Annotated in this window: 24 protein-coding genes and 2 other annotated features; of the genes, 2 read left to right on the top strand and 22 right to left on the bottom strand. The window is 44.0% G+C overall.

The window, feature by feature from the left end; all coding sequences use genetic code 11:
• Window positions 1-121 precede the first annotated feature (121 nt).
• The 5 genes from GRQ40_RS14315 to zapA all read right to left on the bottom strand — a co-directional run bounded on the left by GRQ40_RS14315 (window position 122) and on the right by zapA (window position 5,546).
• Window positions 122-529 carry a DUF350 domain-containing protein gene (locus tag GRQ40_RS14315; RefSeq protein ID WP_044742983.1) on the bottom strand — a complete coding sequence of 136 codons (408 nt, stop codon included), beginning with the start codon at window positions 527-529 and terminating at the stop codon, window positions 122-124.
• Window positions 530-544: 15 nt separating this feature from the next.
• Window positions 545-2,899 (bottom strand): endonuclease MutS2, encoded by a 2,355-nt coding sequence (locus GRQ40_RS14320; RefSeq protein ID WP_159720240.1) that lies wholly within the window; start codon window positions 2,897-2,899, stop codon window positions 545-547.
• A gap of 5 nt (window positions 2,900-2,904) precedes the next feature.
• On the bottom strand, window positions 2,905-4,641 hold the full coding sequence (polX, locus tag GRQ40_RS14325; RefSeq protein ID WP_159720241.1) for a DNA polymerase/3'-5' exonuclease PolX: 1,737 nt from the start codon (window positions 4,639-4,641) through the stop codon (window positions 2,905-2,907).
• 94 nt (window positions 4,642-4,735) lie between these two features.
• Window positions 4,736-5,275, bottom strand: a complete 540-nt coding sequence (locus tag GRQ40_RS14330; protein ID WP_159720242.1) for a CvpA family protein — start codon at window positions 5,273-5,275, stop codon at window positions 4,736-4,738.
• Window positions 5,276-5,279: 4 nt separating this feature from the next.
• Window positions 5,280-5,546, bottom strand: coding sequence for a cell division protein ZapA (zapA, locus tag GRQ40_RS14335; RefSeq protein ID WP_044742986.1), 267 nt, complete (start codon window positions 5,544-5,546; stop codon window positions 5,280-5,282).
• A 493-nt stretch (window positions 5,547-6,039) separates the two neighbouring features.
• Between zapA and rnhC the strand changes: the two genes are divergently transcribed.
• A complete protein-coding gene (rnhC, locus tag GRQ40_RS14340; RefSeq protein WP_159720243.1) occupies window positions 6,040-6,963 on the top strand; it encodes a ribonuclease HIII in 924 nt (307 codons plus the stop codon).
• A 224-nt stretch (window positions 6,964-7,187) separates the two neighbouring features.
• On the opposite strand, the gene GRQ40_RS14345 is transcribed toward rnhC, so the two are convergent.
• The 8 genes from GRQ40_RS14345 to GRQ40_RS14380 form a co-directional block, all read right to left on the bottom strand.
• Window positions 7,188-10,313, bottom strand: coding sequence for an MMPL family transporter (locus GRQ40_RS14345; protein ID WP_159720244.1), 3,126 nt, complete (start codon window positions 10,311-10,313; stop codon window positions 7,188-7,190).
• Window positions 10,310-10,762, bottom strand: coding sequence for a MarR family winged helix-turn-helix transcriptional regulator (locus GRQ40_RS14350; RefSeq protein WP_066146369.1), 453 nt, complete (start codon window positions 10,760-10,762; stop codon window positions 10,310-10,312). Before GRQ40_RS14350 ends, GRQ40_RS14345 begins: the two co-directional genes overlap by 4 nt.
• A 532-nt stretch (window positions 10,763-11,294) precedes the next feature.
• Window positions 11,295-12,242 (bottom strand): ABC transporter permease, encoded by a 948-nt coding sequence (locus GRQ40_RS14355; RefSeq protein ID WP_066146372.1) that lies wholly within the window; start codon window positions 12,240-12,242, stop codon window positions 11,295-11,297.
• Window positions 12,235-13,149, bottom strand: a complete 915-nt coding sequence (locus tag GRQ40_RS14360) for an ABC transporter ATP-binding protein (protein WP_159720900.1) — start codon at window positions 13,147-13,149, stop codon at window positions 12,235-12,237. The genes GRQ40_RS14355 and GRQ40_RS14360 overlap by 8 nt, the downstream gene beginning before the upstream one ends.
• A 561-nt stretch (window positions 13,150-13,710) precedes the next feature.
• Window positions 13,711-16,125, bottom strand: coding sequence for a phenylalanine--tRNA ligase subunit beta (gene pheT / locus GRQ40_RS14365; protein ID WP_159720245.1), 2,415 nt, complete (start codon window positions 16,123-16,125; stop codon window positions 13,711-13,713).
• A gap of 15 nt (window positions 16,126-16,140) precedes the next feature.
• On the bottom strand, window positions 16,141-17,175 hold the full coding sequence (gene pheS / locus GRQ40_RS14370; protein ID WP_044742992.1) for a phenylalanine--tRNA ligase subunit alpha: 1,035 nt from the start codon (window positions 17,173-17,175) through the stop codon (window positions 16,141-16,143).
• 43 nt (window positions 17,176-17,218) lie between these two features.
• Window positions 17,219-17,453: a binding site (T-box leader), on the bottom strand.
• Window positions 17,454-17,650: 197 nt separating this feature from the next.
• Entirely contained in the window at window positions 17,651-17,857 is a 207-nt protein-coding gene (locus GRQ40_RS14375) for a hypothetical protein (protein WP_080862086.1), read from the bottom strand.
• Between the two features lie 47 nt (window positions 17,858-17,904).
• Window positions 17,905-18,660: a TrmH family RNA methyltransferase gene (locus tag GRQ40_RS14380; protein ID WP_066146382.1), complete on the bottom strand. Its 756-nt coding sequence runs from the start codon at window positions 18,658-18,660 to the stop codon at window positions 17,905-17,907.
• A gap of 96 nt (window positions 18,661-18,756) precedes the next feature.
• Here GRQ40_RS14380 and sspI point away from each other — a divergent pair, with 96 nt between their 5' ends.
• Complete coding sequence (gene sspI / locus GRQ40_RS14385; RefSeq protein ID WP_044742995.1) at window positions 18,757-18,966, top strand: small acid-soluble spore protein SspI; 210 nt, start codon at window positions 18,757-18,759, stop codon at window positions 18,964-18,966.
• A 239-nt stretch (window positions 18,967-19,205) separates the two neighbouring features.
• On the opposite strand, the gene GRQ40_RS14390 is transcribed toward sspI, so the two are convergent.
• From GRQ40_RS14390 to thrS, 9 genes are all read right to left on the bottom strand, one after another.
• Window positions 19,206-19,631 carry a hypothetical protein gene (locus tag GRQ40_RS14390; RefSeq protein ID WP_159720246.1) on the bottom strand — a complete coding sequence of 142 codons (426 nt, stop codon included), beginning with the start codon at window positions 19,629-19,631 and terminating at the stop codon, window positions 19,206-19,208.
• A gap of 26 nt (window positions 19,632-19,657) precedes the next feature.
• Window positions 19,658-20,434, bottom strand: a complete 777-nt coding sequence (locus GRQ40_RS14395; RefSeq protein WP_172798664.1) for a class I SAM-dependent methyltransferase — start codon at window positions 20,432-20,434, stop codon at window positions 19,658-19,660.
• A 131-nt stretch (window positions 20,435-20,565) separates the two neighbouring features.
• A complete protein-coding gene (locus GRQ40_RS14400; protein ID WP_044745971.1) occupies window positions 20,566-21,651 on the bottom strand; it encodes a M42 family metallopeptidase in 1,086 nt (361 codons plus the stop codon).
• 68 nt (window positions 21,652-21,719) lie between these two features.
• On the bottom strand, window positions 21,720-22,205 hold the full coding sequence (locus GRQ40_RS14405) for a dUTP diphosphatase (RefSeq protein WP_044745970.1): 486 nt from the start codon (window positions 22,203-22,205) through the stop codon (window positions 21,720-21,722).
• A gap of 14 nt (window positions 22,206-22,219) precedes the next feature.
• The gene (locus GRQ40_RS19060) at window positions 22,220-22,639 is read right to left on the bottom strand and encodes a DUF1294 domain-containing protein (protein ID WP_311975576.1); all 420 of its coding nucleotides are present in this window, start codon (window positions 22,637-22,639) and stop codon (window positions 22,220-22,222) included.
• A gap of 121 nt (window positions 22,640-22,760) precedes the next feature.
• On the bottom strand, window positions 22,761-23,120 hold the full coding sequence (gene rplT, locus GRQ40_RS14415; protein WP_159720247.1) for a 50S ribosomal protein L20: 360 nt from the start codon (window positions 23,118-23,120) through the stop codon (window positions 22,761-22,763).
• Window positions 23,121-23,158: 38 nt separating this feature from the next.
• Window positions 23,159-23,359 carry a 50S ribosomal protein L35 gene (gene rpmI / locus GRQ40_RS14420; protein ID WP_044745967.1) on the bottom strand — a complete coding sequence of 67 codons (201 nt, stop codon included), beginning with the start codon at window positions 23,357-23,359 and terminating at the stop codon, window positions 23,159-23,161.
• Window positions 23,360-23,381: 22 nt separating this feature from the next.
• Window positions 23,382-23,927 (bottom strand): translation initiation factor IF-3, encoded by a 546-nt coding sequence (infC, locus tag GRQ40_RS14425; RefSeq protein WP_080862150.1) that lies wholly within the window; start codon window positions 23,925-23,927, stop codon window positions 23,382-23,384.
• A gap of 140 nt (window positions 23,928-24,067) precedes the next feature.
• Window positions 24,068-24,199 (bottom strand) — a sequence feature (ribosomal protein L20 leader region).
• Between the two features lie 123 nt (window positions 24,200-24,322).
• Window positions 24,323-26,254 (bottom strand): threonine--tRNA ligase, encoded by a 1,932-nt coding sequence (thrS, locus tag GRQ40_RS14430; protein ID WP_080862081.1) that lies wholly within the window; start codon window positions 26,252-26,254, stop codon window positions 24,323-24,325.
• Between the last annotated feature and the right edge of the window lie 318 nt (window positions 26,255-26,572).

The following is a 26,572-nucleotide window of genomic DNA, read 5'->3' on the forward strand; positions in this document are numbered from 1 at the left end:
CTACTTCATGTAGACGCTTCTCATATAAAAAAGAGCCAATATATAACACCGATCACAAGAAATACGCCACATAATACAAACAATACCTTTGCCAATGTTTCCATCTGATTAACTCCCCGTTCTAGCGAATGCTTTCCCCAATCACAAATGACAAGCCAATGGAAATGATCATCGAAATCAGTCCAACTGCCCGATTATCTTTAGAAATTTCTTCATCGATGTTAAATTTCGGCGTTAAAAATTCATAAATAAAGTAAGCCACTAGCAGCAAAATAAATCCGTAAACACCCCAGCCAATCACCGATAAAAGGGATTCGTGATGATTGATGGCATATCGGAAAATGTTAGCGATGCCAAAAATTTTTCCGCCTGTCGCCATAGCCACGGCCACATTCCCATTTTTTATTTCGTCCCAATTTTTATATTTTGTCACTAATTCAAATATAGCTAAAAAAACTACCATACATAAAACAGCCACACTAAAATTTGCAGCAATCTTCACGATTTCATTTTCCCAAAAGGAGTTCATGGCCTTCTCCCCTCACTATTTCAATTCGACAATGGTGACGCCTGTACCGCCCTCCGTAGCTTCTCCGAAGCGAATGCTTTTCACAGAACGATGCTTTTTCAAAAACTCTTGTACTCCTTTGCGCAGCGCACCTGTTCCTTTTCCGTGAATAATCGATACACGTGGGTATCCAGCCAGCAGAGCATCATCAATGTATTTTTCAACGCGAACAATCGCATCCTCATATCGTTCGCCGCGCAGATCAAGCTCTAAACCAACATGGTACTCCTTCCCTTTTACTGTTGCTATCGGCTTCGTTTCAGCTTGTTTGGCATTCCCGATATATTCGAGATCTTTTTCCTTCAGCTTCATTTTTAAAATACCAAGCTGCACTTGCCATTCATCGTCAGAAACTTTTTCGAGCAAATATCCTTTTTGATTTAAATGGATCGCTTTGACCTCATCTCCTGGCTGGAATTGGCGAGTTGTCCGTTTAATCGCTGTCTTTTTGCGTCCATCCATTGCCGGCATCGCCTCTTCTAATCGTTTTTTTGCTGCAATTAATTCATGATCCTTAATTTGTGCCAGCTTTTCCTTTTGCATATGCCGCAATTCCCGGATCACTTCATCCGCTTCCCGCTGTGAAGCTCTAATAATTTCTGCTGCTTTTCGTTTCGCTTCATCCATCCATTCATCGCGTTTTTCGTTTAAGTCTTCCCATTTTTTCTCCCATTCGTTGCGAAGCTGTTCAGCTTCCCTACGCACGGCTTCCGCTTTTTGTAATTCTTCCTCTGCCTGCTTTTTGCTTTGCTCAAGCGAGGCAATCATATTCTCAATCTTATTGCTTTCCACGCTGATCTGTGACTTAGCGCGATCAATAATCGCTTCCGCTAATCCAAGCCGCTTCGATATTTCAAATGCGTTGCTTCGTCCCGGCACACCGATTAACAGCTTGTACGTTGGACTTAGCGTATCAATGTCGAATTCCACGCTCGCATTCATGACACCGCTGCGATTATAGCCGTAAGCTTTTAATTCCGGGTAATGAGTGGTCGCTACCACTCGTGCTCCACGCTCATACACCTCATCCAAAATAGCAATCGCCAATGCCGCTCCTTCTTGAGGATCTGTTCCCGCTCCAAGCTCATCAAATAAAACAAGGCTCTCGTGGTCCACCTCCCGCAAAATCTCTACAATGTTGACCATATGCGAGGAAAAAGTACTTAAGCTCTGCTCAATGGATTGCTCATCACCAATATCAGCGTAAACAGAGCGAAATACAGCCAGTTCGGAGCCATCAAGAGCAGGGACAAAAAGACCGGCCTGCGCCATCAAAGTTAATAAACCGATCGTTTTTAATGTGACCGTCTTTCCTCCTGTATTTGGTCCTGTAATGACAATTGTTGTATACTCCTTGCCAAGCTCGATATCGTTTGGGACAACGATATTCGGGTCAATGAGCGGATGGCGCGCTTTTAATAAACGAATATACCCTTCATGGTTCATTTTCGGTTTTGCTGCGCTTATTTTTTTTGCATACTTTGCTTTAGCAAAAATGAAATCAAGCTCCGCTAGGCAATCGACATTGGCCAAAAGCACATCGGCATGCTCTGCCACTTTTGTTGTCAGCTCTATTAAAATTCGCTCAATTTCCTGTTTCTCCTTCACCCGCGCTTCCTGAAGCTGATTGTTCAAATCAACCACCACTTGCGGTTCAATAAATAAGGTCGCTCCCGAAGATGATTGGTCATGGACAATGCCGCCGTATGCATGGCGATATTCTTGCTTAACTGGAATCACATAGCGGTCGTTGCGAATGGTAATAATCGCATCTGACAACATTTTTTGCGCTGAAGATGACCGAATCATGCTTTCGAGCCTTTCCCTTACTCTTGCTTCTGTCGTGCGGAGCTGTTGACGAATCGAGCGCAACCTGTCGCTAGCATGATCTAGTACCTCTCCATGATCATCAATACAGCGCTTAATCGCCTGCTCCACCTCTGGGAGGGCCACCATTTGCTGGGCATATTGCAGCAAATGCAAAATTCCTTCCTTTTCGTCGTTTAGCGCGTCAATAAATTGTTTCATTTGTCTGCTCGCATAAATAGTGCTAGCAATATCCAACAGTTCATGGGCGCTTAATGTTCCGCCGATTTTCGCTCGCTTTAAGCTTGAACGAATATCAAAAATTCCGCCAAGCGGAGCATATCCGCGCAGCCGCAATGCCAAAACCGCTTCGTCCGTCTCTTCCTGCCACTGAACGACTTGAACAAAATCGGATGAAGGAACAAGCCTCTCCACTTTTTCTCTTCCTAATGAGGAAGAAACATGCTCCAACAGCTGTGCTTTTACTTTATCGAATTCTAGTGCTTTCAACATTCGTGCCTGCACTGGTGTCACCTCTTCCGTTCGTGATTGTACTCATGGCGGCGCAAAAATTCCTGCAGCTTTTCAAGCGGCCATGTATTCATCACCGTTTCTTTGCGAATCCAACCTTTGCGCGCAGCCGCAACCCCCACCTTCATATCATCAAGCATCTGCAGGTGATGGGCATCTGTATTAATAGCCACTTTTACTCCTGCTTCCTGCGCTTTTTTTAAGTAGGCATAGGTTAAATCGAGACGATGGGGATTGGCGTTCAGCTCAAGGGCTGTATTCGTTTCCTTGGCTAACTCAATCAGCCTGTCGATATCAACCGCATAACCGCTGCGCCGCCCAATCAGCCGTCCCGTTGGATGAGCAATTAAATCGACATGAATATTTTCGAAAGCCGTCTTTAGCCGTTTCATGATCGTCTCTTGATCTTGTGAGAATCCCGTATGAATGGCAGCAATCACAAAATCTAAATCTTTCAATACATCGTCATCGTAGTCAAGCGTTCCATCTGGCAAAATATCCATTTCAATGCCTGCTAAAATAGTAAAATCATGATATTTTGCATTTAAACGTTCAATTTCTTCCCTTTGTCTCTTCAGACGTTCCACCGTTAAACCGTTAGCTACCCTCAAAAATTGAGAGTGATCGGTAATGGCCATATAACGGTAGCCTTTTTTTCGACACGCTTCTGCCATTTCTTCAATGGAGCAAGCGCCATCGCTCCAAGTTGAGTGCATATGCAAATCGCCGCGAATATCAGACAGTTCAATGAGTGGATAATCTTTCTGATATTTTTCAACCTCACTTCCATCTTCCCTCAGCTCAGGAGGAATAAACGGCAGCTGAAAATGAGCAAAAAGCTCTTGCTCGCTTGCAAATGTCATGACTCTCCCTGTTTCTACTTGTTCAACCCCGTATTCACTGATTTTTTCGCCTCGTTCTTTCGCCAGTTGCCTCATGCGAACATTGTGTTCTTTAGAGCCTGTAAAATGATGCAGAGTTGTCGCAAACTGTTCTTCGGTCACTAAGCGAAAATCAACAGTAATTTCATATTCATAACGAAGCTGCAACGAAACTTTCGTATCTCCTTTGGCAATAATTTGCGAAATATGGGCAAGTTGCAGCAGTTGTTCACGCACCTTCTCCGGACGTTTCGTCGCAATTATAAAATCTAAATCCTTTACCGTTTCTTTCATGCGCCGCAGGCTGCCAGCACGGGAAAAACGGATGATTTCTTTCATTTCTCTAAGCTGTGCCTCAATTTCTTCCGCAATAGGCAAGACAGCGGCAACAGGCAAGCGCTCGGGACGCGCGCCCACCTCTTCAATGGCGGCAAGAATTTTATCCTCTGTTTTTTTTCCGAATCCAGGAAGCTTTTGAACACGCTGTGCCAGACAAGCAGCTTTGAGAGTATCCATATCCGTTACACCCAATTCTTGGTACAACTTTGCAATTTTTTTCCCTCCAAGTCCTGGGATCTTTAAAAGAGAAAGAAGACTATCGGGAATTTCCTTCTGCAATTCTTCAAGCGTTTTAGAGATTCCCGTCTCGAGAAATTCAGTAATCACAGCCGCTGTTCCCTTTCCGATGCCAGCCAATTTCGTAAAGTCATCCATTTCCGTTAGGCTGCGCTCATCCGTCTCTAAAGCGTTAGCGGCTTTGCGAAAGGCAGAAACTTTAAATGGATTTTCTCCTTTGATTTCCATATATAAAGCAATCGTTTCTAGTAAATGAATAACATCTTTTTTATTTTTCATTTGAAACACCACCTGTCCGTACCATTCACTACAAAAATGATACAGGTTTTCTTGGAAAAACACAAAAAACTTCTCTACTCTCATAGAGAAGTTACTACGATATGTAGTGAATCCACATATGCTTCAGCATATCCGATAAAAAAGGAGTATGCTTGACAATCGCACCTGCCATCAAAGAATTCTGCAATTGAGCCTGCCAGCTTTCAATCGGAATAAGAGCTCCGATATACAGCAATAAAAAGACAAGCAAATACACCTCGACAAATCCAAGAGCTCCGCCCGCCCAGCGGTTGATGCTTCTTAAAAGAGGCAGTTGTGCAACAAAATCAAGCATCGAGCCGATGATTTGCATCACAATTTTTGTCGCAAAAAATAAAAGGGCAAACGCCATTGCTCGATAATATGCCTCATCAAGGTGAGCGCTTTCAAATAGCATCTTTACCGTCTCTGGATCTCCAAAGGAAGGATATGGAATCCACAATCGCAGCGTCGGCACCAATTTTTCATAATTCATATAGGCAACAATAAAAGCAATCAGAAAACCTGCCATATGAATAAACTGCAAAATAAATCCTCGCTTTAATCCGATCATAAACCCTGTTAAAAGGATGAAAAGCAATACGACATCCACCATGGAATCACTCATCCTTTTCTCGTTTCTTCATTTGTTGTAAAAGTCGGTCATATTCCTCTTTCAATTTAATATATTCATGAACAGCGTTAACTGCTGTTAGCACGGCTAGCTTTGTGACATCAAGTGTCGGATTTTTTGAGCTTATTTCCCGCATTTTATCATCTACAATCGATGCTACTAACCGAATATGGCTAGAGCTTTCCGTACCAACAATGGAGTATTGTTGTCCGTATATATCGACTGTAATTCGCGTTTTGTGTTGCTCCGCCAAATGATTTCCCCCATTCTGCAAAATCCTATTGTTTATCATACCATGAATGCTGTTATAGTTAAAGTAAACATGTTTTTCTATACTACTTATCTATCCAAGTATCAAGTCTCTCCATTTGGAAAGAATTCATTCTTGATTTATAACATCGCTTCAACGAACATTCGTTTGAATGTTTGCCAAGCTATACGTGACGAAGGAATTCTTTAGCTGTTTAACATCATCCACCGAGAAGTCACCCACCTCTAAACAAAGTGGAGGCGGGGGACGTTCATAGATGAGCAGTTCTTTCTTCAAGATGCAGCTATGTACATAGTGAAACCATAAAAGACAGCATTCCATTCTTTATGATAGTATCATAAAATGAAATCGATTTTTCTTCATGATCGGTCAAAATAGTAAGAAACATGGAGTGATTACAGCCGAAACGCGAAGAATCGAATGAAAAAACAAGGATGATTCAACATCCCAATCCATTGATAAGAAGGTGAATATAGTGGCTAATTATGTTATACAAGCGACAGAAAGTACGATAAAGCGCATGGAACAGTATTATAATTCGTATATAACAGGGCATCTTCCTGCCGGCGCTTTATTTGTTGCAAAAAAAAATGGCTGCACGATTACTGCCTACCGATCAGGAAAGGTGCTATTCCAAGGGAAAGAAGCAGAGAAAGAAGCACAAATATGGAGCATTCCTGCTTCACAGCAGCCGACATTGAAAGAGCAAAACACATCTTCTTCGCGATTGTCCATTGTGTCTGCCGTCGGTTCAGATGAAGTAGGGACAGGCGATTATTTCGGCCCGATCGTCGTTGTGGCCGCTTATGTCGCTAAAGAGCAAATCTCTTCACTTGCAAAAATGGGCGTCAAAGACTCGAAGCAATTGACAGATGAGGCGATTTGCCGTCTTGCTCCTTTATTGATGGAAAAAATCGAGTATGAGCAAGCTGTGCTTTCAAACCACACTTATAACCAGTGGCAACAAAACGGAATGCCGCAAACAAAAATAAAGGCGCTGCTTCATAATGAAGCGATCAAAAAGCTTGTACAAAAGCTGGCTCCCGCATCACCTGAAGCCATTATCATTGATCAGTTTATTGAACGTGATCGATATTTTCTCTATCTAGAAGGGGAACGCCATGTCATCCGCGATCACGTCTATTGCATTCCAAAAGCAGAAACGGTCCATATCGCGGTAGCGGCCGCTTCGATCATTGCCCGTTATCTATTTTTGCACGAAATGGACAAATTAAGCGAGCAAATGGGAATGAATCTCCCTAAAGGCGCAGGAGAGCATGTTGACAGAGCGGCCGCCAGCCTCATTCAAACCCACGGCGAGGCCTCTCTCGAAGCATGTGCCAAACTCCATTTCGCCAATACGGAAAAAGCGAAGCAAATCGCTATGAAGTTTAAGTAACCATCCAGGAAAACAGGGCGATAGGTAAAGAAGCGAAGCCGTTTTTCAATCTCATCCTCCAATTATATCGAAGCGGGAACGCATAGCTTTTTTGCGACCATCTGGGCATTGCTTACTTCTTATATAGCTTTTGTCCGTCTCCTCTAGATCTTCAACTGTTCAAAAACAAAAACCGGAGCACAACATCTCTCTTGCTCCGGTTTTTAAGCTAACGAAAAACCTATTTATTGTCTGATGTACGGCCACCAGTTCGCCTTTCCGAACATTTTGACCATCACAGGGATAAATAGCGGCAGGACGACAAAAGCATATAGAATTAATCCTGTTAAAACAATGGTCGCAATTTGCAGCAATGAAAGCACGCCGGATGGGTACATAGCTGCAAATGTTCCGCCTAAAATGACAACGGCAGAAATAATGACCGTTCCCATATTTTTCATTGCCTCAATCATCGCTTCCTGTATTGGCTTATCCTTATACTCGTTGAAACGATCCATTAAGAAAATGCTGTAATCAATGCCAAGCGCCATTAAGATCACAAAAGCGAAAAACGGCACTGCCCAGTTAATTCCGGCATAACCAAGCAGATTGACGAAAATCAATTCTGTGACAGCCATCGACGTGTAGTATGTCAATACAAGCGATAAAATCAAATACATCGGCATGATAAACGAGCGCAATAAAGCGATCAAAATCAGCGCAATTCCGATAAACATAAACATGACCGTGCGCGAATAATCTTTTTGCGAAACTTGGTCTAAATCCGAATAAACGCTTGTAACTCCGCCGATTCCTACTTTGGCGTTTTCTAATTTTGTATCTTTAACCGCTCGCTTAATGGCCTGCTTCAATTCTTTCACTTGATTGATTGTTTCTGTCGAATAAGGATTTTTCTTAAATACAACATCTACTGTGACAACTTTTCCATCCTTCGACATATAAGCTTCTTTAGCCTGAGCAAATTCTTGGCTTTCAAGCACTTGTTTTGGCATATACCATCCCGCTAATTCTTCATCTGGCGAAGATGATAACTCAGAGAGGTAGCTTTGTGCAGAGCCAAGGCCATTTTCGACCTGTTTGAGCCCGTTCACGCTTTGGTCTAATCCCCCGATAAGCTCATTCATTTGCCCATCAAGCTGTGAAAAACCTGTCAATAGCTGCTCCTGTCCATTATTCACTTGATTTAATCCATTAGCGAGTTGCGGCAATTGTTGAACAATTTGCTGCTGGCCGTCCGCAGCTTTATCCATTCCTTGCTGCAACTGTTCCAATCCAGCGATTAATTTGGTCATGCCATCAATCAGCGCTTTTTGTCCAGCAATCAGATCATGAAACGAACGATTGGCTTGGCGCACACCGGCGGTTGTCTTTTGCAATGCGCCATTCAGTTGGGCCAATCCTCCAGCCATTTGCTTGGACTGCTCGGCAAGCTGAGCCACTCCTGCTTTTGTTTGTTGATACTCAGCATCTTGCTGCAACTCCGGATGTGTTTGCTCAATATGATTCAACGAACCATTTACCGCTGACAATTGCTGTGATAACACGCTCATGCCGGACTGTATTTGTTCATATTGCCCAAGCAATGACGATAATCCAGAACCGGCGCTTTCATAGCCTTGCAGAAGCTGTTCTGCTCCTGCCAGCAATTTTTTAGCATTTGCTTGCACGGATGCAAGGCCGTTTTTAATTTCTCCAGCCCCTACTGAGCCATCGCGAACGCCTTTCTCAATTTGCTGTAATCCTTTCTGCAAATCGCTGACTCCTGTTTTCAATTGATTCGTGCCTGATACAAGCCCTTGAATCCCATCTGTCGCCTGTTTCAATTGCGGCGCAGAAGCAGACAACTGTTGGCTTGCTTGACTTAATCCGGAGCGAATTTGTTCGATGCCGTCTGCTCCTTGGCCAATTCCATCTTTCAGCTGCTTTGCTTGTTCTGTCACAAATAGCTGCTCAATCGGCTCTCCTGTTGGCCGAGTGACAGAGCGAACGTGGTCGACGCCATCGACCCTCTCAATTTCTCTGCTCACTTTTTCAATTAAATAAAAATATTCATCAGAATTCATATTTTCATCATTTTTCATGACAATTTGCGTCGGCATTGCTTCTCCTGGACCAAATCTATCGGCAATAATATTAAATGCTTTAACCGATGAATAATGGTCACCAATCTCCTCCATAGAGTTGAACGACAATTTCCCATCATATGTTAATAAGACAGGAAGCGTAATCACCGCTACAATCGCGAGCGATACAAGCGGTTTGGCAAAGGAAAAGCGTCCTGCTACTTCCCATAGCTTGCTTTGTTTATGCTCAAGCGAGCCTTTTAATGGCCAAAATAGCTTTGGACCAAGCACCGCCATAAAAAATGGAACAAGTGTCATCAGCGCTATGAGAAGCACAGCAATCCCGACGGCAACAGCTGCGGCGGATTGATATAACTTAAATGTTGACAACCCGATCGCCGCAAAACCAATCATAACGGCAAAACCGCTAAATAACACGGTCTTTCCAGCGGTGCGATACGTGGCCACAATGGCCTCTGTTTTGGTTCCCTGCCGCGACAATTCTTCTTTAAAACGGCTTAAAAGCAAAATGCAGTAGTCTGTTCCAATTCCGAACAATACCGCCACTAAAAAGGTTTGAGTAAACGTCGAAAGCGGAAAATTCACTTGATCAACTAAAAAGGCCACAATGGATTGCGATACGACATATGTGATTCCGACTGCGAGCAGCGGAATAAACGGCGCCACTGGTGAACGGAATACAATTAATAAAACCGCTAAAATAAAGACGACTGTAATTCCTTCTGTTTTCTTTACTCCTTCTTGCGAGCTGACTACCACATCTTCATCGATCATCCAGCCGCTTGTATAATAGTGCTCTAACGAAATATTATCAATCGCCTTGTACAACGCATCACTCATTTGTTTGGCGCTGCGATCGTTCCGCTCTATTTTAAGCGATGTGAGGATGGTGGTTCCATCTTTGGACACAAGCTGATCTTTTAGCTCTTTTTCTTGAAAAGGCGATACAATTTGTGTAATCCCAAGCTTATCTTTATTCTTTTCTAATTGTTCAATCGCTTGTTCCGCTTCTTTCCAATCCCGATCGGTCAACTTCCCATCGCGGTGAAACACAAGCGCCACGCTCAATTCATCGCCCGTTTTCTGCTTCTTCTGGACTTCCTCCAAGATCTCGGAAGCCAATGTCGAGGAATATCCTTTCGGAACCGTAATTTGCCCTTTTTCGCGAATAAGGTCGGCCATATTCGGGGCTGTCATGACTAACAGCACAGCTGCAAGCACCCATATGCCTAATACCAACCATTTCCCTTTAATAATCGCCCTCACGCTTCTACCTCCATTTCATGCAAAGCAGATGCCAGTTTTTCATACAGTTGAAGAAACATTTCAATTTCTTGCTCTGAAAATTTAGTTATGAATGATCCGACAAGTTTATGAATTTTTTCTTCTGTCTCTTGAAACCACCGCATCCCTTTTTCGGTTAATGTTAAGTAAATAACGCGGCGATCTTTTTCATCCCGTATCCTGCGAACCATTTCTTTTTCGACAAGACGATTGGTCATCGCAGTAATCGCACTTTTATTGACAATAAATGCGGAAGCAAGCTCTGTCGAGGTGCAAATGCCTCGCTTGTACATATAGCGCAGCAAATAATATTGATCGTTTGTTATGTCTTCGTCAAGCTCACACTTGACAAGCATCGCCCCCCTTTTCATCACATCAAATGAAACGGAAAGATACCGTTCAACCAGCTCTTTTACTTTTTTCGACTGCAAAAAATCACCACCCAATAGTTAAACTATTTAACTGTTAAACAATATAACTATTACACTCGAAAAAGTCAATGAGAAAAATATTGATCATGCCATAATAAAAAGCGAAAGAATGAGATGAAATCGGAGACGCCAAAAAACCGCACATATATTTTATGTCGCAATAGCATTCTTATGCGAGGCTTATAGCGTGTAACCTTCAGAATATGGGGGCGGCCATTCTTAATCATATGCTCTTACTTTCAAATTTTGACGACAGCGATGCTCTCATGTCCAAAACGTAGGGGAGTTCGTCAAGCAGGTGCTTCGGAACCCCCGATAAATGTATGTCTCCCACCGACACTTGGTTAAAGAAGTGGAAGACTTTTCAGTGGATGATGTTGCTATCCAAATGATTTTTTCGAAAAGAAAAGCCGTTTGCAAAGATCCAATCACCGAATGAGCTTTAAAGCCAATCGCTGCTTTTCCAGCATAAAAGGATGCCTTTAAAATTCGGCATCCTTTCTCAAACTTGTATCGTTCGTGTCCTCCTCTTTTAAGCAGCGATGTCACGCTTTTGAAAAATCAACCATGCAAGTGCATTAAACACGAGAAAATAAAGAAGCAGCATCATAATCGAAAACGACATCGTCATTCCTTCGACCATCGGCATTCCATCAAGATATTGGGACAAATTGGTATTGGCAAACAACAAATATTTAGCCCAGTCAAATTTCATCGCTAAGAAATATGTGATCTGCGGACCAATAAATAAGGAAAAAGTGGCTAAGCCAATCGCAAGCGATTGATTGCGAAAAACGGTCGAAATCATAAAAGCGAAAGTGGTCATCATCACTAAGTCAGCGCAATTGAGCGCATACATTTGCAATACATACCATATCATGCTCTTTTCTACGACCTCGCCGTTTTGATACGCTAAATACGGCTCTTTGATCGTCTCGATCCCAAAAAGGGCAGCGCCGCTTATCGCGGAAACCGCAAACAAAAGAACGAGCAACCCAATCGCAAACAACAAAGCAGCCATGTATTTCGAAAGCAAAATTTTAGCGCGGTTTGTCGGCCGGATCAGCAGCAGTTTAATCGTTCCCCATGAAAACTCGCTAGCCACACTTCCTGCGGCGACAATGATTGTAAACAACGTAACAAGAGAAATCATGCCAGCCGAGCTTTCAAGATATCCCCAAAATGTATTGGACGCGATCGGTTTAATATCATGTTTTAGACGATATTCGTTAATTTTCAGCTGCTGTGTTAAATAATCTTTATATGTTTTTGAAATATTCCCTTCTTCTAAACTTGCTTTAAAACTAGCAGTCTCTGCTGTTACCTCCTTTCTCCAGTCCGTCGGTTCGCGATAGCTTGTTTTGACGATAATCGCACCGGCAACGGCAACTAGCACGAGCAACCCAATCATAAACCATGTGCCAAACCGATAATAAATTTTCATGTTTTCATTGCGAATAAGTGAAAAAAAGTTAGACAATTTCGTTTCCTCCCGTCATTTCAAGAAATCTTTCTTCCAGCGATTTTGCTAGCACCTGAATTCCGTATACTTGGACATGTTCGGCTACTAAAGCGGCATTGAGCTTTGGAATGTCGTGATAATCGATGTCCACTTCTATCCCTTGCCCATTTTGCTGAATATGATAGTGAGGAAAGCGTTCTTGAACCACCTGTGCCGCTTTTTCAATCGGGTCTACGATCCATAATACCTTTTGCGCTTGTTTTGACAGCTCCTGTACCGCTTCAATCGTCACTAGCTTTCCATGCTGGATGATCGCAAAACGGTCGCACATCATCTCCATTTCAGATAAAAGGTGGCTGGATACAACAATTCCCAATCCTTCTTCTCTGGCCAGCTTCCGTAAATAATCGCGAATTTCACGAATACCCGCAGGATCAAGTCCATTTGTCGGTTCGTCTAAAATAAGCAGAGAGGGACGATGAAGCAGTGCTTGGGCGAGTCCTAAACGCTGCCGCATACCGAGTGAATATGTTTTGGCCTTGTCGTGAATGCGATGCTCTAATCCTACTAGTTTGATCACTTCATCAATTCTGTCTTTCGTCACTCCACTTGTCATCCGGGCATAGTGCAGCAAGTTTTGGTACCCAGTCAAAAATTTATACATTTCTGGATTTTCAACGATAGCGCCAACATACCGAATCGCTTTTTCAAAATTTTTAGCGACATCGATGCCATTGATCAGCACTTCGCCGCTCGTAATATCCATTAATCCCACAATCATCCGGATGGTTGTCGTTTTTCCGGCTCCATTCGGCCCAAGAAAGCCAAATACTTCACCGGCAAATACCTCGAGTGACAAATCATGAATAATCGTTTTACTTCCAATATCTTTTCGGACATTCTTTAACTGCAAAAGCGGGTTCATAAGCTTTTTCTCTCCTTTGCCTCGTTTTCTGATCCCTTCTTTCTTGCTGTCCTGCATGAAGCCATCCTCCAAGCGCCAAGAAAAAGCAAAAAATCGCTACACGGTTCCCTATGAATGGACCTATCAACGAATTCTCTTTTTTCAAATCATAGAACAGCCATGCTTCGATCAAGACAGCCTCATAAGATATGAGATCATGTTCATCCATTCCCCTCCCTCCATAATAACGAACATAGGCTGCAATAGGTTTCAAAATTATTCCATAAAATAAAGAGAGGGGGACCTATAAGTTTAATTTCTCTGAACTGGTATTATATCAAAAAAATGACACATGGAATCAAAAAAATATAAAGATCGATTGACTCAGATTGAAAAATCGGTATAAGCTTTCGGTATTGGATCTATTGGAGAGCGATATAAATCGAATAATCAAGCTGGGACATATATTCAAAAACAGATTCTATTTTTCAACAGTGGGAGGTAAGTTATTTTTAGTACGGAAAAGTTCATGATGATAAAAACCCCCATCCTACGCCTTGGCATAAGATGGGGATTTCCTTTTTATCCACGCAACGTAGCGCCGAATTGTTGTTCCACTGCTTTAATGACTTGTTCGTGAACAGCCGTAACTTCTTCATCAGTAAGCGTTCGCTCTGGGTCGTAGTAACGGAGCGCAAAGGCGATTGATTTTTTCCCGTCTGGGAGGCGGTCGCCTTTATACACGTCGAAAATCGCGACGTCTTTCAACAGCGCGCCGCCCGCTGCGACAATCGCTTTTTGCACCTCGCCAGCGACGACATGTTCGTCGACGACAAGGGCAATGTCGCGCGCGATCGATGGGAAGCGCGGAATCGCCGCATAGCGGATTTCCGCGACATCGGTGTTTAATACGTCCGCTAACGCAAGCTCAAACACATATGTTTCTTTCAAATCAAAATCTTTTTGCACAATCGGGTGAAGCTGACCGACAAAGCCGATCGTTTGGCTGTCTAACAAAATATCGGCTGTTCTTCCCGGATGAAGATGTTCGCGTTTCGCTTGCTTGTATTCGATGCGTTTCTCTAATCCTAACAGCGCAAACAATCCATCTAAAATTCCCTTGATTACATAGAAATCAACCGCTTTTTTCTCTCCTTGCCATAAGTGCACATGCCACGCCCCTGTCATCACTCCAGCAAGACGTTCTTTTTCGTTTGGCAGCTCGCTCTCGCTGTTTGTCAAATAGACAGAGCCGATCTCGTATAACGATACGTTTTCGACTTGGCGAGCGCGGTTATAGCTGGCTGCTTCTAACAGATGAGGCACCAGGCTCTGCCGCAGAACACTTCGCTCTTCGCTCATCGGTAGGGCCAAACGAATCGGCGCGGCAGCCTCAAGCGCAAACATCGTCGCCTTCGCCTCATTGGTGAGCGAGTACGTAATCGCTTGGAATAAGCCAGCATCTTCTAAATAACGGCGCACTTTGCGGCGTTTCGCCTGATATGCGGTCAGCTTGCCTGGAGTGGCTTCAGCAACTGGGAGAGTGGCCGGCAAGTTGTCATAGCCGTACAGACGTGCCACTTCTTCAATGATATCTTCTTCAATGGCGATATCACGGCGCCGTGATGGGACAGTTACCGTAAACGTTTGGTTATCTTCCGTGAAAGCAAATTGCAAGTTCGTCAAAATATGGGCCACTTCTTCTTTCGTAATCGCTGTGCCAAGCACTTGATTAATGCGATCAAGCGTAATGGTGACCGTCACTTCTTTCGGCTGCCATGCATTTGCTTCCACTACGCCACCAACCACTTCACCGCCTGCGTACTCCGCCATTAACGCGGCTGCACGGTCCAGCGCTTCCTTCGTACGCGCTGGATCGATCCCTTTCTCAAAGCGCGTGCTCGCTTCGCTGCGCAAGCCATGGTCTTTTACCGCTTGACGGATAATCGGACTTGTAAAATAGGCCGATTCAATAAATACCGTCTTCGTATCATTTTGCACTTCGGAATTCGCGCCGCCCATCACTCCGGCTAACGCAACTGGCTCGCTTCCGTTCGTAATAACAAGATGATCGTCGGTTAATGTTCGTTTGACATCGTCTAGCGTTACCATTGTTTCACCCGCTTTCGCGCGGCGGACGACAATCTCTTTGGAGCCAAGGCGGTCATAATCAAAAGCATGAAGCGGTTGGCCGTACTCAAGCAAAATGTAGTTTGTAATATCAACAACGTTATTGTGTGGACGAATGCCGGCTGCCATCAAGCGCGCTTGCATCCAAAGCGGTGATGGGCCAATTTTGACGTTTTTTACAATTCGTCCGGCATAAAGAGGATTATCCTCTTGTGCATCGACGCGCACAGAAATGTACTGGTGAACATCTTCATGATTTTCATGAATCGTCCTCTCAGGCAGCTTCACGCTTCGGCCTAAAATCGCAGCCACTTCATAAGCGACACCGATCACGCTTAAACAATCCGCTCGGTTCGGCGTCAAACCAAGCTCCAACACTTCATCATCCAAATGGAGCAGTTCAAGCGCATCGGCTCCCACCGGAGCATCGCTAGGAAACACAAAAATACCGTCAGCGTACTCTTTTGGCACAAGTTTCGACTCGATGCCAAGCTCCTGCAATGAGCAAATCATTCCATTTGATTCTTCACCGCGCAATTTCGCACGTTTAATTTTGAAATTGCCTGGCAATACCGCGCCGACCTTTGCGACCGCTACTTTTTGTCCTTTAGCGACATTCGGAGCGCCGCAAATGATTTGCACCGGTTCTCCCTCACCAACATCGACGAGGCATTTGCTTAATTTATCGGCGTTTGGATGCTGGTCACGCTCCACGACATGGCCGATCACGACGCCTTTCGCCCCTTTGTTTAACACTTCAACACTTTCCACTTCGATTCCGCTTTTCGTGATGCGGTCTGCTAATTCTTTTGCTGTTACTCCTGTTAAATCAACATATTCCTGCAGCCATTTATATGAAACAAACATCCATCAAACCTCCCTTTACACCCGGTTGAATTGTTGCAAGAAACGAACATCGTTTTGATAGAAATGGCGGATGTCGTCAATGCCGTATTTCAGCATCGCGATGCGTTCAGGCCCCATCCCGAACGCAAAGCCGGTATATTTTTTTGAATCAAAACCGGCCATTTCTAATACATTTGGATGTACCATTCCAGCCCCTAAAATTTCAATCCAGCCTGTACCTTTACATACGTTACAGCCATGGCCGCCACAATTAAAGCAAGAGACATCCACTTCCACAGACGGCTCCGTAAACGGGAAAAAGCTTGGACGAAAACGAATGTCGCGATCTTCGCCAAACATCTTGCGGGCAAACTCGCGCAGCGTTCCTTTTAAATCGCTCATGCGGATGTTCTCATCGACAACGAGCCCTTCAATTTGAGTAAACTGATGTGAATGCGTCGCATCGTCGTTGTCCCGTCGGTATACTTTTCCCGGGCAAATGATTTTCACAGGACCGCGTCCTTGATGCTTCTCCATCGTGCGCGCCTGTACCGGAGATGTATGCGTGCGCAGCAAAATTTCCTCTGTAATATAGAACGAATCTTGCATATCGCGCGCCGGATGACCTTTCGGAAGATTGAGAGCCTCGAAGTTGTAATAGTCTTTTTCGACTTCTGGCCCTTCGGCAATCGTATACCCCATGCCGATAAACAAATCTTCAATTTCTTCAATTACGCGCGTCAAAGGATGATGATTTCCTCGGCGCACTGGACGCCCTGGAAGCGTTACATCAATCGCTTCAGCTGCTAATTTTTTCTCGACCTCCTGTTGCTCAAGCTCTGCTTGTTTTTCTTCGATTGCTGTTTGGATCGCTTCACGCACCTCATTGACAAGCGCCCCCATCACCGGGCGTTCCTCAGGAGACAATGCTCCCATTCCGCGCAGCACTTCGGTAATCGGTCCTTTTTTGCCGAGATACGCTACGCGCACCTCATTGAGCGCTTTTAAGTCATTCGCCTGCGTAATTTTTTCAAGCGCCTCTTGCTGAAGCTGCTGTAAACGTTCTTTCATGAAAAAACCTCCTCTATGCAAAAATAAAAAACTCGCCCCCTGCATAAGGGACGAGTGAAATCGCGGTACCACCCTTGTTAACAGCGAAAAAGCGCTGTTCACTTCATTGCGATAACGGCCATGGCCGGAACGCCTTTACATTTTGCAATAGCAAAATGGTCCAAGCGTCAACTCCAGAGGTGAATTCACTTGCTTCTACCATAAAAACGCTCCCAGTCTCCGGCGTTTTCTCCCTGGATGGCGAGGGACAAGCTACTCTTCTCTTTCATCGTTATTTTTCTTATTTCATTATTTTTATATTATAGGCAATCCATCCATCTGTTGCAACCACTATCTGCTGAGGGAACAAACATATACGATTACTATCTCATGCTTCGCCATTCCACTATATCAGCTTCTTGCTCCATTGTGTGAGCCGAAAGCCGCTCTACTTGCCGTGCTTGTTCCTCTGATGAACCTCCCCATCTCCCCCTCGTTAAGAAATGGAAGACTTCTCGGTGGATGATGTTAAACTGGAACTCTCTCTTTTTAACATAGCCACATCTTCTTTTTGTGCAGAGGCGTCTTCTTTGAACCGCTTCACCTCTCCTTGCAAATGAGCAATGCCCCTCTTCATTTGTTCCATTTCGGGCATTTTGTACATCGAGCCGTTCAATAACCGCATGGAACAATGCTTTTCCATATTGAATCGTTTCTTTTAGGATTCATTCAGTAGTGTATCTTTTACGTTTATCCCCGCAAATGGTAAAGCAAAATCCCGGTGGCCACTGCCACGTTCAGTGATTCAGCTTGTCCATGAATAGGAATGTACAAATTTTTCGTCGTCTGCTCAAGCCATTCCTTGCTGACGCCGCTTCCTTCATTGCCGACAAGAAGAGCAAACGCACCGCTAGCGTGTACTTTTCGATAATCATCGCCATTTTCTAAAGATGTCCCGTAAATTGGAATATTTTTTTCCTTTAACGTTTGCATCCATTTGCTAAGGGAACCGCGGATGATCGGCAAATGAAAAAGCGAACCTTGTGTAGCGCGAATGACTTTCGGATTGTACACATCTACACATCCCTCTCCAAGAATCACAGCATCCACGCCGGCCGCATCAGCTGTGCGAATCATCGTTCCCACATTCCCCGGATCTTGCACCGCATCCACAAGAAGCAGCTTAGCTTTGCTCCAATCAAGCGATTCATCGCTTAATTGCCTGCATACGGCCGCAATTCCTTGCGGGGTTTCCGTATCGCTGATCTCCCGCATTACTCCTTCTGTAACAACTGTAATCGGAATATGGCCCACATTCCATTCTGAAGGAATGGCCTTGCTTTCCTCAATGATCAATTGAACAAGCGAAACACCGCTTGCTAAAGCTTCCTCCACTAAATGGAACCCTTCAATCAGAAAAAGTCTTGTCTTGTCTCGTTCTTTTCTTGTCAGCAGCTTCTTCCATTGCTTTACTTGCGGATTTTTTGTCGATTCAATCCGTTTCAATCTCCATTCTCCTTTTCTTTTTTGCCTATCACTATACATAATAAACGAAAACGACGACAAAAATAAATGTGTAATACATAAAGCGAGGTGAGGAATTTGGATCTAAATTTACGGCATGCAGTCATGCACAATGTAGCCAACAATACAAAAGAACAGCTTGAAGATACGATTATGGATGCGATCCAACGCGGCGAGGAAAAATATTTGCCAGGTCTTGGCGTTTTGTTTGAAGCGATTTGGAATCACTCATCCCCGGAACAAAAAAATGATATGCTAGTGACGCTTGAGCAGGCAGTAAAACAATAAAACAGACTCTCGAAAATGTCCGTCCCGCCGCTTTCCATCAAATGATGCAGCGGGACGGCGTTTTCTTTATGACTGATTTTTAAGTCGATGTCTTTGTTTATGTCGGTTGTTGCATCTGTGAACGAAAAGATGGGAACGCATGAACGATTCCAAAACAACATTCCCATTTTTGTAATAGTCAAAGACGAGCGGTTTCATCCTCTGCCTATTTTGGGACAAATGCTGATAATCCAGTTTATCTATTTCAGATCAATGGTTAATGCCGCATTTTTTGCATGAGGCGTAAATGTTGTTTTCCCCGTTGGTAACCGTTCTTTCTTGCTATCCTTTACGCCCTCTTTTTTATTTTTTAAATACTCGTCAATCGTGCGGTAGTGAGTAGGAGAAACCTCAAACGTATAAGTAACGCCGGAATATAAATGCAACTTAAGGGATTTACTATTTACAATCATCAATTGAACTTGAGGAATATGAGCAATGTCTTTGTTTTGATATCCTTCTGAAACGACATGGACCAAGAATTTAGAATATTGGCCGTCTTGATCTACGATTTTGATAGTGACAGGTATTTTATCAGGAAGTTGATTCTCCGCATCTTTTGGATGAGAACAAGCAACAATGAATATAACAAAGGCCATGATGAATAGCCACGCTTTTTTTATCATCGGCACCTCCCTTAAAATTAAAAAGGTCATAAGGCTTTCTGTTCTTTCACCGCGACAATGCGTATGCGCTTGTAATCCGCCACCCATTCTCCTCTCTTCCATAGATAAGGCTTTAGTGATTCTTTTATTTTTTCATAGAGAAATAGCTTTTCTTCTACATCGATTCCTAGAAAAAAATCGCCGGCAAAACTATCAAGCCAGTGGATAAGGCCTTGTTCGCCATCAGCCAGTGGAGTTGGACGGTCAAAATGGATTGCGTGCAACACGCGAAATCCATACCTTTCAAGCAACGCACTATACTCTCCAATGCTCGGAAAATACCACGGGTTCCTCTTCTCATAAATTCCGGCGTACTGCGCTAGCACCATTTGAATCGCTTGAACAATCGCTGATATATTTCCTTTTCCACCAAATTCAGCCACAAACTTTCCGTTGGGCTTTAATGACAGGAAAATGGATTCAACCACCTTCTCCACATTTTTCATCCAATGTAATGCTGCATTGGAAAACACTGCATCATACAGCTCACTTGTTCGAAATGACTCCCCGTTGTCTACAATGAAGCAAATATCTTCATACTTTTCACGAGCTTTCGCAATCATTTCAGAAGATGCGTCCATTCCGACAACAATGGCTCCTGATTTAGAAATTTCATAGCTCAAATCGCCCGTGCCACAACCTAAATCAAGGATTCTCTCCCCTGCTTGTGGATTCAGCCATTCAATGACTCCTTTTCCGAGATCAGAAACAAAACGAAACTTTTTATCATATAAACTTGGATCCCATGCATTCAAAGACGCCATTGACTTTCCCCCTCACAGCCCATATTGGATTGAGTTCGTCTTTCCATTATTTCCAAGCATTTTTAACAAAAAATGCTCCATCGTATGAAATGGAGCATTCTTCTTACATCGTATGACAGTCCGTTTATTCCTCAATCAAACGTAATCTCTTTCACTTTTGCTTCATCAAGGCGCTTAATCACTTCGACAAGTAGTTTCACCGTGTTTTCATAATCGTCGCGGTGAAGCATCGCAGCATGCGAGTGGATGTAACGTGTCGGGATGGCAATCGTCAGCGCCGGAACACCGCTTGCCGTCAGGTGGATAGCGCCCGCATCCGTTCCTCCGCCCGGCATCGCGTCAAAATGGTATGGGATATTTAATTCTTCTGCTACATCAATGACAAACTCGCGCAACCCTCTATGCGACACGAGCGTCGCATCATATAGCACGATATGCGGGCCAGCACCGAGTTTGCCCATCGCTTCTTTCTCCGAAACACCTGGTGTATCTCCAGCAATGCCGACATCGACAGCAAACGCAATATCCGGTTGAATGAAATTTGCCGACGTTTTCGCGCCGCGCAATCCGACTTCTTCTTGAACAGTACCAACACCATAAACGACGTTCGGATGCTCGACATCTTTCAGCTGCTTTAATACATCAATGGCAATGGCACAGCCAATACGGTTGTCCCACGCTTTTGCAAGCAACATTTTTTCATTATTCATGACCGTAAATTCAAAATACGGAACGATCGAATCACCCGGGCGCACCCCCCATTCCATCGCTTCATCGCGGCTAGATGCGCCGATATCGATAAACATATCTTTGATTTCGACCGGTTTTTTGCGCGCCTCCGGCGGTAAAATATGCGGTGGCTTTGAACCGATCACACCGGTGATTTCTCCTTTTTTCGTGATGATGGTGACACGCTGGGCGAGCATCACTTGTCCCCACCAGCCTCCAAGCGTCTGAAAGCGGATAAATCCTTTTTCATCAATTTGCGTCACCATAAAACCGACTTCATCAAGGTGGCCAGCCACCATAATTTTCGGACCGTTTTCTTTTCCTGCTTTTTTCGCGACAAGACTGCCGAGCCCGTCTGTTGTGACCTCATCGGCATAAGGAGCTATGTATTTTTTCATGACTTCCCGCACTTCTCGTTCATTGCCGGGCACACCTTTGGCATCGGTTAATTCCTTTAGCATGGTTAACGTCGGATCTAGCTTTGCCATATTCAAACTCCTTTCATATGTACTTCATCCCCATTATAGCGAAAAGAAGTACCAATGTACAAAATTTGTTAATAATTCTGATTTTGCCGTTCGTGATTAATTTCATTTTTTTTCCTATAGGCTTGTTCCATTTGCTCAAGGGAAAAACCTAGTTGGTTGCCTAAACGCAAATATTCAGCAAATAAATGCTGGTAGCTTGCCAAAGATTTGGCCTCATAAAACTGGTGGGCAGCTTGAAAAACGAATAAAAACTGTTCAACTAACGAACGAGTCTCTGATACTCGATCATCAGCTGTAAAATCAAATCCGCATTCCAAACCAAGCGATAGAATAAAGTGCAAGCCATCCACATATTCTTCTAATATTTTGTCTTGCGGCGCTGGCGGCTTCACACTCCAAAACTTAAAACAGCGTGTTTCATTGGCGAGCTCTCCAAGCTCAACAAGCAAAGCTAGCACTTTCCGGTCGACAAGATTTTCATGTTGCAGCCCATGCTGTGTCTCAATTCGTTCATCAAGCTGGCGCTGCAATGAATAAAGCATTTGTACGTTCATTTTCTTCTCCCCCGCTATTGATAAAGAATAACATAAATAAGCATATCGAAAATAGCCAAAAGCGGCAATCCATAACGAAAGAGGCGGTGTCGCGTTTTATGGTGAAAGCCATACATGCCAATGGCTGCTCCGATTGCGCCTCCGGCAAGAGCAAACAACCAGATCGTCCGCTCAGCAATCCGCCATTTCCCTTTTCTTGCCTTCTGTTTATCAAGACCCATTATTAAAAAGCTAACGGCATTCACAATCGCCATATACCATTCCATGCTCCTCTCCACCTCTCTTGAGTCATGACCGGATGACCATGCTGATGAAAAAATGACCATTCTCGTTTGGAGAATGGTCATCACAGACTGTTGTTCAACGCTTGCATCTTGGGCCAATGACCGCGTTCGCCCGCTCATGAGCTTCTTTTGTTCGCTTCGCGTCTTCATCCGGCTTCGTTCCATGTTTGGTTAAGCGTTTTACATCCGGCCTGATGTGGAAATACATGATACTTAAAATGGTTGTAGACAAAGTCAACACCGACTTTGTCTACAACTTCCATCTGTCTCTTTATTGATTTAAGTTAGCTTTTGCAATATCAGCCAGTTGCGCGAATGCTGCTGCATCGTTTACAGCCAACTCAGCAAGCATTTTGCGGTTTACTTCTACACCAGCAAGCTTTAAGCCATGCATTAAACGGCTGTAAGAAAGTCCGTTCATGCGAGCTGCCGCGTTGATACGCGTAATCCAAAGCTTGCGGAAATCGCGTTTCCGTTGACGACGGTCGCGATATGCATACATTAATGATTTCATTACTTGTTGGTTTGCGACTTTATATAAACGATGCTTAGAACCGAAATAGCCTTTTGCAAGTTTAAGAACTTTTTTGCGACGTCTGCGCGTTACTGTTCCGCCTTTAACACGTGGCATCTGTTATTCCCTCCTACGATTATGTTTCATTCCAAAAATTATTTTAAGTTGTCTAACATTTGACGAATACGTTTAAAATCTCCAGAAGATACAAGCGTTCCTTTGCGAAGCTTGCGTTTTTGCTTTTGAGTTTTATTAGCAAACAAGTGGCTAGTAAACGCATGAGAACGCTTCAATTTACCAGTACCCGTCTTTTTAAAACGCTTTGCAGAGCCTCTGTGAGTTTTCATTTTTGGCATAGGGTGTATCCTCCTCGTTCGGTTATTTGTCGTTTTTCGGTGCGAGCACTAAAAACATGCTGCGTCCGTCCATTTTCGGAGCAGATTCAACAACGCTAATATCAGCGCAGGCCTCAGAAAAACGGTCCAACACGCGCTGGCCAATTTCTTTGTGGGTAATAGCCCGCCCTTTAAAGCGAATGGTTGCCTTTACTTTATCGCCTTTTTCAAGGAATTTGCGCGCATTGCGAAGCTTCGTATTAAAATCATGCTCTTCAATTGTCGGGCTCAAACGAACCTCTTTCACATTAATGACTTTTTGCTTTTTACGCGCTTCCTTTTCTTTCTTTTGTTGCTCAAAACGGAATTTGCCGTAATCCATAATTCGGCATACCGGTGGTTTAGCGTTTGGCGCGACCATAACCAAATCAAGGTTCAATCTGGCTGCAATTTCCAACGCCTCTTGTTTTGATTTAATGCCTAATTGCTCTCCGTTTGGATCAATTAAACGAACTTCGCGCGCACGAATGCTTTCGTTAACGATAAAATCTTTGCTAATAACTAGCCACCTCCAAGGTTTTTTACGAATGACTTGTTTGCATAATGCACCCTTTGCTAGGAAACCGAAGCGAAACACTCGTTTCTGCGTTTCATTTTTGCTTGGCCGTTGTCTTTCCTCTCCACCATATACTCATGAAGAATACGGGGCTTTGGAAGACTCGCAGCCTTGCATACAAAAAAGCATGAGTGCATAAGACACCCATGCTTTTACGATCGGACTTTTCATAGACGAACCGTAACAACCCGCTAACAGCGATCCGCGTCAGACAGGTGAGAAGCCGGGTGCTTCTGCTTTTGTCACAAACAAGTATTCAATTTGACTTATATAGATTACCATATTGGAAGCAGCATGTCAATATAAGCATTTTTCAACACAACGCATATTATTATATCTAACTCTTTCTATTTTAGCAACACTTTTTTTCAACGGCGCACTTCTGCCTTTAATGCATCGATAAAAGCGGCAAGAGACATCGTTTCGCTTTTTTGTTCGCCATATTTGCGGACATTGACAGCCTGCTCTTTTACCTCGTTGTCTCCAACAACAAGCATGTACGGAATTTTTTGCATTTGTGCTTCGCGAATTTTATAGCCAATTTTTTCATCGCGTTCGTCAACTTCCACGCGAAATCCTTGCGATTGTAGCGCTTCTCTCACTTGATGCGCGTAGTCGGCATGAACGGCTGGCGATACTGGAATGACTTCCACTTGCACTGGAGCAAGCCATGCAGGGAACGCTCCTTTATATTCTTCAATTAAGAAAGCGACAAAGCGTTCCATGGTGGACACGACGCCACGATGGATGACAACTGGTCGGTGCGGTTTTCCATCCTCGCCGATATATGTTAAATCAAAACGCTCCGGCAGCAAGAAATCAAGCTGAACGGTCGACAGCGTTTCATCCTTTCCAAGCGCCGTGCGCACTTGCACATCTAGCTTTGGACCATAAAACGCCGCTTCTCCCTCCGCTTCATAATATTCAAGCCCAAGCTCGTCCATCGCTTCACGCAGCATGCTTTGCGCTTTTTCCCACATCGCATCATCATCGTAATATTTTTCTTTATCATGCGGGTCGCGGTAAGACAAGCGGAATGAGTATTCGTTTAAGCCAAAATCTTTATATACTTCAAGAATTAAGTTGACGACTCGTTTAAATTCGTCTTTGATTTGATCTGGACGAACAAAAATATGGGCATCGTTCAATGTCATGCCGCGCACGCGCTGCAGCCCTGTCAAAGCCCCTGACATTTCGTAGCGATGCATCGTTCCAAGCTCAGCAATGCGAATCGGCAGCTCGCGATAACTATGGATTTTGTTTTTGTATACCATCATATGATGCGGACAGTTCATCGGACGAAGAACGAGCTGTTCGTTATCCATCTCCATTGGCGGGAACATGCCATCTTGATAATGATCCCAGTGTCCAGATGTTTTATATAGCTCAACGCTTCCAAGCACTGGTGTATACACATGCTGATAGCCAAGTTCTATCTCTTTATCCACAATATATCGTTCAATCGTGCGGCGGATGGTCGCACCTTTCGGCAGCCAAAGTGGCAGGCCTTGTCCCACTTTTTGCGACGTTGTAAAGAGCTCAAGCTCCTTCCCAAGTTTGCGGTGATCACGCTCCTTCGCTTCTTGCAGCAAACGAAGATGTGCTTCCAAATCCTCTTTTTTAAAGAAAGCCGTGCCGTAAATGCGCTGGAGCATTTTATTTTTGCTGTCCCCGCGCCAATACGCCCCCGCAATGCTTAAGAGCTTAAATTCCTTAATTTTTCCTGTCGATGGCACGTGGATGCCGCGACAAAGATCGAAAAATTCGCCTTGTTCATAAATGGAAACAACTTCTCCTTCAGGAATGTCGTTGATTAGCTCAAGTTTTAAATTGTCGCCAATTTCTTCATAACGGCGAATCGCTTCCTCGCGATCCACCTCTTTGCGGACAATCTCCAAGTTTTCTTTCACGATTTTTTGCATTTCTTTTTCAATTTTTGGAAGATCCTCTGGTGTCAATGATTCTTCCATATCAATATCGTAATAGAAGCCATTCTCAATGACTGGACCAACGCCCAGCTTTACATTTTTGTACAAGCGCTTGATTGCCTGAGCCATTAAATGGGCTGTACTGTGACGTAAAATTTCGAGCGCTTCTGGCATGTCCTGTGTGATGATCGCAATCGCTCCATCTTGATGAATCGGTGTACGTAAATCAAGCAATGTATCATTTAATTTTCCAGCAATGGCTTTTTTCTTCAATCCAGGGCTGATGGAAGCAGCAATTTCTTCCGTTGTCGTTCCTTTTGGAAACTCCTTCACTGCCCCGTCAGGAAATGTAATACGGATAATCTCTGACATCGCTTTTCACTCCTTTTTGAATATTCATATAAAAATAAAAAACTCGCCCCTCCAATAAGGGACGAGTTGAATTCGTGGTTCCACCCTTCTTCCCACCGCTCTCTCACCCAATCGGCAACAAAAACCCAAGTGAATAGCGATGGCTCGAATCGCATAACGGTGCTTTCCGTCAGCAATTACTTGATCGCAGCGAGTTTGGACTGCCTACAGCTTTTCTGTCGCGGCCGACATGCTCGACCAGCCAGGCGAGCGAACCGCACGGCTCCCTTCGAACAATGAACTGCAAATGAATTTGCCTGTTGGCGTCCTTGTTCGAGG

Origin of the sequence: Anoxybacillus sp. PDR2 (assembly GCF_009834045.1) — a bacterium.
Classification (GTDB): Bacteria; Bacillota; Bacilli; order Bacillales; family Anoxybacillaceae; genus Anoxybacteroides; species Anoxybacteroides rupiense.

What these genes read in the sequence shown, in the direction of transcription:
- GRQ40_RS14315 (WP_044742983.1), bottom strand. Translation starts at nt 529, where the DNA reads ATGAACTCCTTTTGGGAAAATGAAATCGTGAAGATTGCTGCAAATTTT.
- polX (WP_159720241.1), bottom strand. Translation starts at nt 4,641, where the DNA reads ATGAAAAATAAAAAAGATGTTATTCATTTACTAGAAACGATTGCTTTA.
- GRQ40_RS14330 (WP_159720242.1), bottom strand. Translation starts at nt 5,275, where the DNA reads ATGGTGGATGTCGTATTGCTTTTCATCCTTTTAACAGGGTTTATGATC.
- GRQ40_RS14360 (WP_159720900.1), bottom strand. Translation starts at nt 13,149, where the DNA reads ATGAACCCGCTTTTGCAGTTAAAGAATGTCCGAAAAGATATTGGAAGT.
- pheT (WP_159720245.1), bottom strand. Translation starts at nt 16,125, where the DNA reads ATGTTTGTTTCATATAAATGGCTGCAGGAATATGTTGATTTAACAGGA.
- pheS (WP_044742992.1), bottom strand. Translation starts at nt 17,175, where the DNA reads ATGAAAGAACGTTTACAGCAGCTTCAGCAAGAGGCGCTTGAAAAAATT.
- GRQ40_RS14375 (WP_080862086.1), bottom strand. Translation starts at nt 17,857, where the DNA reads ATGGAAAAGCATTGTTCCATGCGGTTATTGAACGGCTCGATGTACAAA.
- GRQ40_RS14390 (WP_159720246.1), bottom strand. Translation starts at nt 19,631, where the DNA reads ATGATAAAAAAAGCGTGGCTATTCATCATGGCCTTTGTTATATTCATT.
- GRQ40_RS14395 (WP_172798664.1), bottom strand. Translation starts at nt 20,434, where the DNA reads ATGGCGTCTTTGAATGCATGGGATCCAAGTTTATATGATAAAAAGTTT.
- GRQ40_RS14400 (WP_044745971.1), bottom strand. Translation starts at nt 21,651, where the DNA reads ATGGCAAAGCTAGATCCGACGTTAACCATGCTAAAGGAATTAACCGAT.
- GRQ40_RS14405 (WP_044745970.1), bottom strand. Translation starts at nt 22,205, where the DNA reads ATGAACGTACAAATGCTTTATTCATTGCAGCGCCAGCTTGATGAACGA.
- GRQ40_RS19060 (WP_311975576.1), bottom strand. Translation starts at nt 22,639, where the DNA reads ATGAAGACGCGAAGCGAACAAAAGAAGCTCATGAGCGGGCGAACGCGG.
- rplT (WP_159720247.1), bottom strand. Translation starts at nt 23,120, where the DNA reads ATGCCACGTGTTAAAGGCGGAACAGTAACGCGCAGACGTCGCAAAAAA.
- rpmI (WP_044745967.1), bottom strand. Translation starts at nt 23,359, where the DNA reads ATGCCAAAAATGAAAACTCACAGAGGCTCTGCAAAGCGTTTTAAAAAG.
- thrS (WP_080862081.1), bottom strand. Translation starts at nt 26,254, where the DNA reads ATGTCAGAGATTATCCGTATTACATTTCCTGACGGGGCAGTGAAGGAG.